The sequence below is a fragment of the Stenotrophomonas sp. A3_2 genome, from assembly GCF_036624925.1.
Lineage (GTDB): Bacteria > Pseudomonadota > Gammaproteobacteria > Xanthomonadales > Xanthomonadaceae > Stenotrophomonas > Stenotrophomonas hibiscicola.
Genome location: NZ_JAZKVY010000339.1, coordinates 137,933 through 150,355 on the forward strand (window position 1 = coordinate 137,933; position 12,423 = coordinate 150,355).

General features: G+C 66.3%; 13 protein-coding genes. 8 read left to right on the plus strand and 5 right to left on the minus strand.

Annotation, left to right across the window (positions count from 1 at the left end; translation table 11 throughout):
• Positions 1-21: 21 nt before the first annotated feature.
• Positions 22-474, plus strand: a complete 453-nt coding sequence (locus tag R5H29_RS17455) for a ClpXP protease specificity-enhancing factor (RefSeq protein ID WP_019659028.1) — start codon at positions 22-24, stop codon at positions 472-474.
• A 46-nt stretch (positions 475-520) separates the two neighbouring features.
• Here the strand turns inward: R5H29_RS17455 and R5H29_RS17460 are convergent, their stop codons facing one another.
• The 4 genes from R5H29_RS17460 to R5H29_RS17475 form a co-directional block, all read right to left on the minus strand.
• A complete protein-coding gene (locus R5H29_RS17460; RefSeq protein ID WP_049423257.1) occupies positions 521-871 on the minus strand; it encodes a DUF3301 domain-containing protein in 351 nt (116 codons plus the stop codon).
• A 67-nt stretch (positions 872-938) separates the two neighbouring features.
• Positions 939-1,940 carry a DUF2272 domain-containing protein gene (locus tag R5H29_RS17465; protein WP_019659026.1) on the minus strand — a complete coding sequence of 334 codons (1,002 nt, stop codon included), beginning with the start codon at positions 1,938-1,940 and terminating at the stop codon, positions 939-941.
• Between the two features lie 175 nt (positions 1,941-2,115).
• Positions 2,116-2,967 (minus strand): carboxylating nicotinate-nucleotide diphosphorylase, encoded by an 852-nt coding sequence (gene nadC / locus R5H29_RS17470; RefSeq protein ID WP_021203580.1) that lies wholly within the window; start codon positions 2,965-2,967, stop codon positions 2,116-2,118.
• Positions 2,964-3,233 (minus strand): Trm112 family protein, encoded by a 270-nt coding sequence (locus R5H29_RS17475; protein ID WP_019659024.1) that lies wholly within the window; start codon positions 3,231-3,233, stop codon positions 2,964-2,966. The genes nadC and R5H29_RS17475 overlap by 4 nt, the downstream gene beginning before the upstream one ends.
• Before the next feature lie 58 nt (positions 3,234-3,291).
• Here R5H29_RS17475 and purE point away from each other — a divergent pair, with 58 nt between their 5' ends.
• The 3 genes from purE (at position 3,292) to R5H29_RS17490 (ending at position 5,407) form a co-directional block, all read left to right on the plus strand.
• A complete protein-coding gene (gene purE, locus R5H29_RS17480) occupies positions 3,292-3,795 on the plus strand; it encodes a 5-(carboxyamino)imidazole ribonucleotide mutase (protein WP_005412808.1) in 504 nt (167 codons plus the stop codon).
• Entirely contained in the window at positions 3,792-4,940 is a 1,149-nt protein-coding gene (locus R5H29_RS17485) for a 5-(carboxyamino)imidazole ribonucleotide synthase (RefSeq protein WP_134734910.1), read from the plus strand. The genes purE and R5H29_RS17485 overlap by 4 nt, the downstream gene beginning before the upstream one ends.
• Before the next feature lie 125 nt (positions 4,941-5,065).
• Complete coding sequence (locus R5H29_RS17490; protein WP_019659022.1) at positions 5,066-5,407, plus strand: carboxymuconolactone decarboxylase family protein; 342 nt, start codon at positions 5,066-5,068, stop codon at positions 5,405-5,407.
• Positions 5,408-5,481: 74 nt separating this feature from the next.
• Here the strand turns inward: R5H29_RS17490 and R5H29_RS17495 are convergent, their stop codons facing one another.
• On the minus strand, positions 5,482-6,060 hold the full coding sequence (locus R5H29_RS17495; protein ID WP_026346913.1) for a superoxide dismutase: 579 nt from the start codon (positions 6,058-6,060) through the stop codon (positions 5,482-5,484).
• Positions 6,061-6,181: 121 nt separating this feature from the next.
• Between R5H29_RS17495 and grxD the strand changes: the two genes are divergently transcribed.
• The 4 genes from grxD to ppnN all read left to right on the plus strand — a co-directional run bounded on the left by grxD (position 6,182) and on the right by ppnN (position 12,370).
• A complete protein-coding gene (grxD, locus tag R5H29_RS17500) occupies positions 6,182-6,502 on the plus strand; it encodes a Grx4 family monothiol glutaredoxin (RefSeq protein ID WP_005408852.1) in 321 nt (106 codons plus the stop codon).
• On the plus strand, positions 6,499-7,275 hold the full coding sequence (locus R5H29_RS17505) for an SDR family NAD(P)-dependent oxidoreductase (RefSeq protein WP_111097902.1): 777 nt from the start codon (positions 6,499-6,501) through the stop codon (positions 7,273-7,275). The genes grxD and R5H29_RS17505 overlap by 4 nt, the downstream gene beginning before the upstream one ends.
• A 232-nt stretch (positions 7,276-7,507) precedes the next feature.
• Complete coding sequence (locus R5H29_RS17510) at positions 7,508-10,729, plus strand: carboxypeptidase regulatory-like domain-containing protein (RefSeq protein WP_021203584.1); 3,222 nt, start codon at positions 7,508-7,510, stop codon at positions 10,727-10,729.
• Positions 10,730-10,981: 252 nt separating this feature from the next.
• Positions 10,982-12,370, plus strand: coding sequence for a nucleotide 5'-monophosphate nucleosidase PpnN (ppnN, locus tag R5H29_RS17515; RefSeq protein WP_019659018.1), 1,389 nt, complete (start codon positions 10,982-10,984; stop codon positions 12,368-12,370).
• Positions 12,371-12,423: the final 53 nt, after the last annotated feature.

The following is a 12,423-nucleotide window of genomic DNA, read 5'->3' on the forward strand; positions in this document are numbered from 1 at the left end:
CCGGGCGCGTACACTTCACGCATGACCGAAGACTTCTTCCACATGACCAGCCACCGCCCGTACCTGCTGCGGGCGCTGGTGGAATGGATCAACGACAACCAGCTGACCCCGCACATCCTGGTCGACGCCGGCGTTCCCGGCGTGCAGGTGCCGCCTTCGGCGGTCAAGGATGGCCGGGTCGTGCTCAACATCGCCGAACGTGCCGTCGTACGGCTGATGATCGACAACGAGATGGTGAGCTTCTCGGCGCGCTTCTCCGGTACCAGCTACCCGGTGCAGGTGCCGATCAGCGCCGTGCTGGCGGTCTATGCCCGCGAGACCGGGCAGGGCATGGCGCTGCCGGATGATATCCCGGGCAGCGAAACCGCGCCGACCAGCGACGAACTGCTGCACGAGGAAGGCACGCCGCCGGACGATACGCCGCCAGCCAGCCCGCCGCCGAAGGGGCGGCCGAACCTGCGCGTGGTCAAGTAACCAAGTAACGGTGGGTGCCGACCGTTGGTCGGCACGCCTTCAGCCCTTACACATCCTCGGCATCCTCCGCATCCGGCCGGATCTGGCTGATCCGCGCCGCGCCGGGGCCGGTGAACGAGATCAACTGGTCGCCACGCAGCACCATGCGACCCACGTGGCGATCGATGCCATCGTAGGAATACTCGAACTTGAAGGTGCGCTCGAACCCAAGCCGGCCATCCTCGCCGCGCGACAGGCGCAGGCCGGTGGCGTGCACCGCCTGATCCAGCCATTGCACATCAGCTGCGCGGCAGGCATTGCGGCCCAATTCAACGGCGCGCTCTGCGGCCGAGCGTGCCGCGTTCCAGAAGAAGTAGATGATTCCGCCGGCAATCAGCAACAACAGCAGGGTAGGCATGGCGTCAGCCGTCAGAGGTCGATCCCGCAAAGATGGCGGCGAACGCGCGCTGGATCAAGCGCCGCACTCACCGCCGCGGCTGCGGTTCGCTGGACACCGGCTGCGCGGGCACGATGATCGGTTGCGGTGCCGGAGTGTGCTGCATCGGCGTCGCAGTGGGCGAGGGCATCACCAGCGGTGAGGTTGCAGTCAGCTGCAGCAGGGCTGCCCAGTCCTGGCGGTTGAAGCTGCATTCGTCCTCGCGCCCTGGCGTGCAGCTCGGGTCGATGCCGGTGCTGTTGCGTTCGCGCGCCGGTGGCAGCTTGATCAGCCCGGTGCGGTCCAGCGGCAGCAGCCGCATCGCTACGGTGTTCATCACGTTGCCACCGACCAGGTACAGGGTCTGGTCGCCCCCCAGGTTGGCGGCCACCACCACTTCGCAATGCGACTTCCAGTGGCCCACCGAGCCGTTGCCCAGCGCCTGCACCAGCCCGCTGTAGCTGAGCGTGGTGCTGCGGTCGCGCAGGAAGCACAGCAGGTCGCCCGGCGCGGGTTTGGCCGTGGCCGGGTCGACCAGCCGGTACGGCACGCCCGAGGGGCCGCCCTGGTATGCGGCACGGATGTAGTCGATGTGGCGAGGCGAGGTATTGAAGCCGGGAACGCCGGACTGCACCATTACCCAGGAGATGAACGCGGCCGACCACGGGTTGTCGATCAGGAACGCGCGGCAGTCACTGTCGGTGTAGCGCGTGCCCAGCGGTGCCAGGCAGCTGCTGGCGCCGGCGATGCTGCCCATCGCGTTGAGCGTGCCGCTGTTTCGCCAGTAGCCAGCCACGCGCTGCCAGGCGATCAGTCCGTTGTCGGCCAGGTGATCGCTTTCGGCCTCGGTGACGCTGAGGCTGGCGGCACGGCCTTCACGATCGATGAAGGGCCGGTACCAGAGCCGGTGCTCATTGCAGGCGGTGTTGCGGATGGCCACCGCCAACGGACTCAGGCCAAAGCGGGGCGGAACATCGCAGGCTTCGGCGGCCGCTGCGGACAACGGTGCCGCGGCCAGCAGCAGGCAGGCAGGCAAGAGCATCCGGCGCATGCACGGCTCCTGTGGGGGATGCCGGCAGCGTCGCAGAGGCGGCCGTAGCCGAGCCGTGAAGGCGTTCCGGTCGTGCAGAGCCGAGCCCACGCTCGGCTCATCGCGCAAAGCGGGTGCAGGGCGCGCCGCAGATCGAGAAGCAGCCGAGCGTAGGCTCGACAACGTCCCGCAGGCCTCAAGCCGGCGGCGGGCCCAGCTTCAGCGACAGATCGATGGCCTGCACATGCTTGGTCAGCCCGCCGATGGAGATGCAGTCCACGCCGTCTTCGGCGATCGAACGCAGGCCGCCCAGGCCGACGCTGCCGGAGACTTCCAGTGGAATGCGGCCGGCCGTGATGCGTACGGCTTCGCGACGCAGGTCGGGGCTGAAGTCGTCCAGCAGGATGCGTTCGCACCCGGCTTCCAACGCCTGGCGCAGCTGCGCCAGGTCTTCGACCTCCACCACCAGCGGCAGCGCAGGCCACTGCCGGCGTGCGGCGGCCACCGCTGCGGCCAGCGAACCGGCGGCACGGATATGGTTCTCCTTCAGCATCACCGTGTCGTACAGGCCGAAGCGGTGGTTCTCGCCACCGCCGCAGCGCACCGCGTACTTCTGCGCCAGGCGCAGGCCGGGCAGGGTCTTGCGGGTGTCGAGGATGCGCGTGCCGGTACCGGCCACTGCCGCTACGTAGCGGGCGGTGGTGGTGGCGGTGCCGGACAGCGTCTGCAGGAAATTCAGAGAGGTGCGCTCGGCACTGACCAGACTGCGGCTGCGCCCGTGCAGCAGGGCCAGCACGGTGCCGGCAGTGACCGGGTCACCTTCGGAGACACGCCATTCGATGCGCACCTCCGGGTCGAGTGCGCGGTGGGTGGCGTCGAACCAGGGGCGACCGGCGATCACTCCGTCCTGCTTGCACAGCAGGTAAGCGCTGTCGGCCTGGTCGGGCAGCAGCGCAGCGGTGACGTCGCCGCTGCCTAGGTCCTCGGCCAGCGCACGCGCGACATCGGCGGCGACAACGGCCGCGTCCGGCGTCGGCAGCGCGCTCATGCGGCCGGGAAGTCGGCGATCTGGGCGGTGGGAATGGCTTCCTCGGCCAGCAGCACCGGAATGCCATCGTCCACGCGGAAGACCTGCTTGCGGTCGCGGGTGACCAGTGCCTCGCGCAGCGGCTGCGCCAGCGGGTTGCCATCAGCCTTGGTCACCGCGCCGGCGGAAATGGCCTTGTTGAGGGCTTCCAGGCCCTTGCCATCCAGCAGGGACAGGGGCTGGCGGGTGTCCGGCGACACCAGCAGGTCGAGCAGCTTGCGATCCATGGTTCTTCGTCTTGCGTGGAAGATGGCTAGAATACGTCTTTAAGGCAGGTGACGGCCAATGACCCCCAACCCGATCGCGCCGCTTGTCGGCATCGTCATGGGTTCCCGTTCCGACTGGGAAACCATGCAGCACGCCGCCCAGAAGCTTGAAGCCCTGGGTGTTCCGTTCGAAGTGAAGGTGGTGTCCGCGCATCGGACGCCGGATGTGTTGTTCAGTTACGCCGAGCAGGCGGGCCCGCGTGGCCTGCGGGCCATCATCGCCGGTGCAGGCGGGGCCGCGCACCTGCCGGGCATGATCGCTGCCAAGACCGCCGTGCCGGTGCTGGGTGTGCCGGTGCAGTCCAAGGCCCTCAACGGCATGGATTCGCTGCTGTCGATCGTGCAGATGCCGGCCGGTATCCCGGTCGCCACCTTTGCCATCGGCAACGCCGGCGCCTCCAACGCCGCGCTGTTCGCCGCTGCGATGCTGGCCAGCGACCAGCCGGCGATCGGCCAGGCGCTCGATGCCTTCCGTGCACGCCAGACCGAAGACGTGATGGCCCACGACGATCCGCGCCAATGAGTCTGACCGTCGGCATCCTGGGCGGCGGCCAGCTCGCCCGCATGATGGTCCTGGCCGGTGCGCCGCTGGGGCTGCGCTTCGAACTGTATGACCCGGCCGCTGATGCCTGCAGCGGCCCGCTGGCGCCGCTCACCGTGGGCGCCTTCGATGACCGCCAGGCCCTGGCGGACTTCGCTGCCAAGGTCGATGTGGTCACTTTCGATTTCGAGAATGTGCCGGCCGACAGTGCGCAGTGGCTGGCCGACCGCGTGCCGGTCTACCCGCCGCCGTCGGCGCTGGCTGTCGCACAGGACCGGCTCAGCGAGAAGACCCTGTTCCAGCAGCTGGGCATTCCGCTGCCGGCCTTCGCCGATATCCGCAGCCGCGACGAACTGGCCGCCAAGGCCGCCGAATTCGGCCTGCCGTGCATCCTCAAGACCCGTCGCCTCGGCTATGACGGCAAGGGCCAGTTCCGCCTGCGCAACGAGGCCGACATCGATGCCGCGTGGGATGCGCTGGGTGCACAGGTCGAGCGTACCGGCCTGATCCTGGAAGGCTTCGTGGCCTTCCAGCGCGAAGTCAGCGTGGTTGCCGTGCGTGGCCGCGATGGCAGCTTCGAGGCCTGGCCGGTCACCGGCAACTGGCATGTCGACGGCGTGCTGTCGGCCAGCGTGGCCCCGGCCGTGCTGTCCGACACCGAGCAGCAGGCCGCGATCGGCTATGCCCGCCGCGTTGCCGAGCACCTGCAGTACGTCGGCGTGTTCGCGCTGGAGCTGTTCTGCCGCGATGGCGAACTGCTGGCCAACGAGATGGCGCCGCGCGTGCACAACTCCGGCCACTGGACCATCGAAGGCAGCGAAACCTCGCAGTTCGAGAATCACCTGCGCGCCGTGCTGGGCCTGCCGCTGGGCAGCACCCGCATGCTGGGTCACGCCTGCATGCTGAACTGGCTGGGCGTGATGCCCGACCCGGCACCGGTACTGGCCCAGGCCAGCGGCCACTGGCACGACTACGGCAAGGAGCCGCGCGAGGGCCGCAAGGTCGGCCACGCCACGTTGCGCGACGATGATGCCGCTGCATTGGCCGATGCGCTGGATCAGGTTGGCCTGGAACTGGACCGCCAGGCCCAGGTGGCGCCAGCGGTACACGCGCTGCGCAATAGCTGAGCCCGGGCGTGCCGGCCAATGGCCGGCACAACCTTGTATGCCTGCAACGGTGTGGCGCGCCGGTGCAGGCATCGGCGCACCATTGCCGGTGGTAGCGTGGAGCTCCTTTCACAGGAGTCACGACCATGCTCGACTGGAATGCCTACCGCAAGGAACTGAAGGGCCGTATCGGCGAGATCGGCAAGCTCTCGCCGGACACGGTCAAGGGCTACGCGACCCTGGCCAATGCCGGCGCCCAGACCAACCATCTGGATGCCAAGACCCGCGAACTGATCGCGCTGGCAGTAGCGGTGACCACCCGCTGCGATGGCTGCATCACCGTACATGTGGATGCAGCACTGAAGCATGGCGCCAGCCGCGAGGAAATCGCCGAAGCACTGGGCGTGGCGGTGTCGCTCAATGCAGGCGCCGCGCTGGTGTATTCGGCACGGGTGATGGACGCGGTGGCCGCGCACGAGAACGCGTGAAGCGTGATCTGTAGAGCCGAGCCCATGCTCGGCTGCTGTCCGGCCCGCCGAGCATGGGCTCGGCTCTACAGGGGTCAGCGCAGCTGGCTTTCGGCGAATTCCCAGTTGACCAGCTGCCAGAAGGCGTCCAGGTAACGCGCCCGGTCATTCTGGTACTCGGTGTAGTAGGCGTGCTCCCATACATCGCAGCACAGCAGCGGGGTGCTTTCGCCGGTCAGCGGCGTGCCGGCGTTGCGGGTGGCCTGGATGCCGAGCTGGCCACCGGGGTGCTGCACCAGCCATACCCAGCCCGAGCCGAACAGGCCCAGCGCGGCGCGGTTGAACTCCTCGCGCAGGCGCTGCGCGTCACCGAACTGGCGCTTGACCAGCTCGCCCAATCGGCCCTGCGGCTCGCCGCCGCCGCGCGGCCGCAGGCACTGCCAATAGAAGCCGTGGTTCCAGGCCTGGGCGGCCGCATCGAACAGCCTGCCCTGGGCGTGGCGGACGATCTCATCCAGCGACGCTTCCTCCCACTCGGTGCCGAGGATGCCGGCGTTGACGGCATCTACATAGGCGCGATGGTGGCGGCCGTGGTGCAGTTCCACGGTCTGTGCGGACAGGTGCGGCTGCAGGGAGCCGGGAAGGTAGGGCAGGGCAGGCAATTCAACAGGCATGGACAGGTTCGTGGCCAGAGGGGCGGCGGCAGCCGGTTCCATCCGCTTACAATGGCGGCTACCGTGGGCAGTCTAGCCGACCACCGCGGTCGGTTTGTCCGGCGAAGCAAGGAGTGTGGTTGTGGCGGTAATGCAGCAAATCCAGGCCGAGGTCGATCGTTACCCGCTCGTGCTGTTCATGAAGGGCACCCCGCAATACCCGATGTGCGGCTTCTCCAGCCGCGCGGTACAGGCGTTGATGGCGGCCGGCGCGGTCACCCTGCGCACCGTCAACGTGCTGGAAGAACCCGAGATCCGCGCCAACCTGCCGCGCTTTTCCAACCTGCCGACCTTCCCGCAGCTGTTCATCAACGGTGAGTTGATTGGTGGCTGTGACATTGTCCTGGAGTTGTTCGAAGCCGGCGAGCTCAAGCGCATCGTCGAAGAGGCGACCCAGGGATGAGTGCCTGGCCATCGACGTCACCGGCCGACGGGGCGCTCGATGGCCGCCCGTTGCAGGATCGCGTAGTGCTGGTCGCCGGTGCCGGTGGCGGATTGGGTAGTGCGGCGGCAGTGGCTGCTGCGGCCGCCGGTGCCACCGTGGTCCTGCTGGGCCGCAAGCCGCGCCGCCTGGACCGTGTCTACGCCCAGGTGCAGGCGGTCGGCCCGGAGCCGCTGCTGTATCCACTGGACCTGGAAGGCGCGGGCCCCGACGACTATGCCGAGCTGGCCCAGGCCCTGCAGCGCGAGCTGGGGCGATTGGACGGCCTGCTGGTCTGTGCCGCTCACTTCCCTGGCCTGACCCCGTTTGAACTGGCCGACCCGGCCAGTTTCGCCCGCGCGGTGCACGTCACCCTGACCGCGCCGGCCTGGCTGGCCCAGGCCTGCCTGCCGCTGCTGCGGCAGCGTGAAGATGCGGCGCTGGTGTTTGCGGTCGATGCTCCCGAACGGGTGGGGCAGGCTTACTGGGGCGGTTATGGCGTGGCCCAGCATGGCCTGCGTGGCCTGATCGCCAGCCTTCACGACGAACTCGGCCGCAGCCCGGTACGGGTCAGTGGCCTGTACCCCGGTCCGCTGCGCACAGCCCTGCGGGCCCGGGCCTATTCCGTTGATCAGGACCCGGCCGCCCAAGGCCCGGAAGCCGCAGCGGCAGCGGCGGTGACCCTGTTGTCCGGCGCTGGCGCCGCCTGGCGGGGCAAGATTCTCGATGCCAGCGAGGCGCCCCCTGCGGAGTGAGTGCCGGGGAAAGACGGAGTGAAGAACCCGTCACGATTTCGTTGCGAACCGGTGCCGTTTGTCGCACAACCGTCACATTGATGGCGTAGCGTGTTAATCTAGTGTTAACCGTTAGGGCTGCCTTCAGCCGAGCGGTAGGGAACCCCAGATAACTCTCCGATCAGCCACCCGCAGGGCTGCTTGGATGCGCTTTTTTTCCGCCATCGCCAACTCGCATCGAGGCTACCGAAAAATGACCCACCCACTCCGGATGTCCAAGCTTACCCTTGGTCTCGTGGCTGCACTTGCTGCCGCTCCCGCCTTCGCCCAGAGCAGCACCTCCGCCGGTGTCGGCGGCCAGGTGATGTCCGCCGCAGGCCAGCCTGTTGCCGGCGCTGAAGTCACCATCACGCACACCGAGTCGGGCACTGTTTCGCGTGCCACCACCGATGCGTCGGGTCGCTACAACGCGCGCGGCCTGCGCGTGGGTGGTCCGTACACCATCACCATCACCAAGCCCGGTGAAGGCACCAAGACCGAAGAAGGTGTCTACCTGAACCTGAACCAGGTCAACACCGTCAATGCCAACCTGGGCGGTGATCTGGCTGCGACCAACCTGGACGCGGTGAACGTTGTCGCCACTGCCGGCGGTCTGGACCTGTTCAGCGCCAACAAGATGGGCACCGGCACCAACGTGACCCGCGAAACGATGGATGCATTGCCGTCGGCCAGCCGCAACATCCAGGACTACGTCCGCCTGGATCCGCGCATCTCGCAGGTCAGCAAGGCTGACGGCGCGATCTCGGCCGGTGGCCAGAACACCCGTTACAACGCCATCCGCATCGACGGCATCAGCGCCTCCGATCCGTTCGGCCTGGGCTCCAACAACCTGCCGACCGAGCGTCAGCCGGTGTCGATGGACGCCATCCAGGAAATCAACATCGACCTGGCCAACTACGACACCACCATCGCCGGTGGTACCGGTGCGGTGATCAACGCCGTGACCAAGTCGGGCACCAATGAATTCCACGGCACCGTGTACGGTTCGTACCGCGACAAGGACATGGTCCGCTCGCGCCTGGAAGGTGACAAGCAGGACTTCAACGGCTTCGAGGACGAGAAGACCTACGGCATGACCTTCGGCGGCCCGATCGTCAAGGACAAGCTGTTCTTCTTCACCAACTATGAAAAGTACGAACGCTCGGCTGCCGGCGTCGCCCTGAGCGACACGCCGATCGGCCGTGGCACCATCACCCAGCAGCAGATCACCGACGTCCAGAACTTCCTGGGCAAGCTGGGCTACGATCCGGGCAGCCTGACGGCGCCGAACAGCAAGACCGAGATCGAAGAGTATGCGGTCAAGCTGGACTGGAACATCAACGAGAACCACCGTGCGGCCCTGCGCTACAACAAGATGGAGCAGAACGTCGTTCGCTTCCCGCAGGTCAGCAGCAGCGCCATCTCGCTGAGCAACTTCTGGTACCAGCAGCCCACCGAGTACGAAACCTGGATGGGCGAACTGTTCAGTGACTGGTCCGAGAACTTCTCGACCGAGTTCAAGGTCTCGCACAAGGATTACTCGGCCAACCGCGTCCCGCTGGTCGACATGCCGCAGATCCGCATCAAGTCGGGCAACGATTCGCTGTACGTCGGTACCGAACAGAACACCCACGTCAACATCGTCGAGTCGAAGGAACTGAGCGCCTTTGGTGCCGGTACCTGGTACATCGGTGACCACACCGTCAAGTTCGGCTTCGATTACTCGAAGAATGACCTGATGAACTTCTACGGCCGCAACCTCAACGGCGTGTACGAATTCAACAGCGTCAACGATTTCCTGGCGGGCAAGGCTTCGCGCTACCAGCTGCGTGCTCCTCGCGCCGATGGCAGCCGCAGTGACATCCCGGCCGACTTCACCCTGAAGAACACCGGCGTGTTCGTGCAGGACACCTGGGCGATCAACTACAACCTGAACCTGATGTTCGGCGTGCGCATCGACATGCCTGACTTCAGCACCCAGCGCCTGTACAACCCGCGCATCGAGCAGCTGTACGGCTTCAACAACACCAAGCTGGTCGACAAGAACCTGGTGCAGCCGCGCGTCGGCTTCAACTACACCTTCGACAGCGATCGCCCGACCCAGCTGCGCGGTGGCGTGGGCCTGTTCGGCGGCGCCGCCCCGAACGTGTGGCTGGCAGGTGCCTACCAGAACACCGGCCTGAACTACATCGAGTACGACGAGCGCAGCATCCCGGCCGGTGCCTTCACTCCGGACGGCAACAACCCGTACATCCCGGCCGGTGGCCCGGCTTCGGCCCGTCAGAACGTCGACATCATCGCGCCGGGCACCCGCCTGCCGTCGGTGTGGAAGGCCAACCTGGCGTTCGACCATGAGCTGCCGTGGTACGGCATCGTCGCGTCGGCCGAAGTGCTGTTCACCAAGGTCAAGGACGGCATCTACTTCGACCGTCTGGACGTGTCGGCGCCGACCGCCTTCGGTCAGGATGGCCGCGCGATCTACTGGAACGATGCTGGACGCAACTCGGCGAACACTCGCATCGATAAGGGTGTCGACTACGGCATTTCGACCGGTACCAAAAATGCGGTTGATCGTTTCAACCGTCCGAAGGACATCGGCGACGTTCTGGTCCTGCGCAATACCGACAAGGGTCGCGGCACCCAGGCCACCTTCTCGCTGGCCAAGCCGCTGACCGAGAACTGGGGCTGGTCGCTGGGTTACACCTACACCAAGTCGACCGAGGTCAGCCCGCTGTCCAGCTCGCAGAACACCTCGAACTGGAACAACACGCTCATCTTCAACGCCAATGAGAACGTGGCCTACAATTCGCGTTACGCGATGAAGGACCGCGTCACCGGCACCCTGGAGTGGAAGCACAACTTCTTCGGTGACAACGCCACCCGCGTGGGCCTGTTCTACGAAGGTCGCTCGGGCCGTCCGTACAGCTACATCTTCTACAACGATGCCAACGGCGACGGTGCCACCACCAACGACCTGTTCTACGTGCCGAAGGGTCCGGGCGACGTGCTGTTCACCGGTGGTGCCGCGATGGAGAAGCAGTTCTTCGATTGGCTGGCGCAGAATCCGGAACTCGATGCCTACCGCGGCAGCGTGGTCCCGGCCAACCGCCACCGCGCCTCGTGGGTCAACAGCTTCGATGTCCGCGTCAGCCAGGAGTTCCCGGGCTTCATGAAGGGTCACAAGGGTGAAGTCGCCCTGGACATCATGAATGTCGGCAACCTGCTGAACAAGAAGTGGGGCCTGATCGACGACTACGGCTTCTACTCGACCCGTCGCGTTGCCAACTACGCAGGTATCGATCCGGCCACCGGCAAGTACGTGTACTCCTTCACCGGTTCGACCGACAACCCGTCGGTGCAGGAAAACAACAACGACAAGGGCAACACCGCCGTGTCGCGTTGGTCGATGCAGCTGACCCTGAAGTACAAGTTCTGATCCATCAGCGCTTGAAGTGGTAAGTGGAAACGGCCGGGGAAACCCGGCCGTTTCCCGTTCAGGCGAAAGTCCTTGCAGGGCGTGGGGCAACGGCGTAGCATCCAGAAATGTGCGCGGTGCCAACGCCGCCGATGCGGTCCCGGAATGGCGGACGCGGGCGGCACACATCCAACGGTCGGGCTTCCCGGCCGTTTTGCTTTTTAAGGGGGCGGCAGTACAGTCGGAAACCTTGAAGGAAGCGAAAAATTGGATATGACCACGAACGAAAAATCGGCCCGTGCACTGCCGGTGCAGGATGCCCGGATCTACCCGCGCGGTGGGCTGGATGTGCTGTCGCGGGCCGAGGTGGCACGCCTGCGCGATGCCTCCGCCGGCGGCATGCATGAGCTGCTGCGCCGCTGCGCGCTGGCCGTGCTGACCAGCGGCAGCGCCTCCGACGATCCGCGCGCTGCGCGCGATCTCTACCCTGATTTCGACATCCAGGTAGCGCAGCAGGATCGCGGCGTGCGCATCGATCTGGTCAACGCACCGGCGATGGCCTTCGTCGACGGCGAGATCATCCGCGGTGTCGCCGAACTGCTGTTCGCCGTCGTGCGCGACCTGGCCTACATGGCCATCGAAATGGGCCCGGCCTACGCGGCCGAGCTGGAGTCATCCGAGGGCATCACCAACGCGGTGTTCGGCCTGCTGCGCAACGCGCGCATCCTCAATCCGGGTGATCCGAACCTGGTGGTGTGCTGGGGCGGACACTCGATCTCGCGCGACGAATACCTGTACACCAAGCAGGTGGGCTATGAACTGGGCCTGCGCGGCCTGGACATCTGCACCGGCTGTGGCCCGGGTGCGATGAAGGGCCCGATGAAGGGTGCCACCATCGCCCACGCCAAGCAGCGCCGTACCGTGACGCGTTACATCGGCCTGACCGAGCCGGGCATCATCGCCGCCGAGTCGCCGAACCCGATCGTCAACCACCTGGTGATCATGCCGGACATCGAGAAGCGCCTTGAGGCCTTCGTCCGCATCGGCCACGGCATCATCGTGTTCGCCGGTGGCGTCGGTACCGCCGAAGAGATCCTGTACCTGCTCGGCATCCTGCTGCGCGAGGAGAACAAGGACCTGCCGTTCCCGCTGATCCTGACCGGCCCGACGGTAGCGGCACCGTACTTCGAGCAGATCGACCGCTTCATCCGCCTGACCCTGGGCGATGCGGCTGCCGAGCGCTACGAGATCATCATCGGCGACCCGGTGGCGGTTGCGAAGAAGATGGCCACCGGCATCAAGCGCGTGCGCGAGCACCGCCTGGCGCAGAAGGACTCGTTCTTCTTCAACTGGTCGATCGAGATTCCGTGGGAGTACCAGCAGCCGTTCGTACCCACCCACGAAGCGATGGCGGCGCTGGACCTGCACCACGGGCGTGCCCCGCACGCGCTGGCGGCCGACCTGCGGCGCGCGTTCTCGGGCATCGTCGCCGGCAACGTGAAGGAAGACGGCATGCGCCGCATCGAGCAGTTCGGGCCGTTCCAGATCCACGGTGACCCGGACATGATGCAGGCGCTGGATGCGCTGCTGCGCGCCTTCGTCGAGCAGCGCCGGATGAAGATCTCCGGCGAGTACCAGCCCTGCTATCAGGTGCTGGCCTGAACCCGGGCCGGCGTGATGGGGATCGCGCCGGCACTGGCAGGGGAGGACGGGTC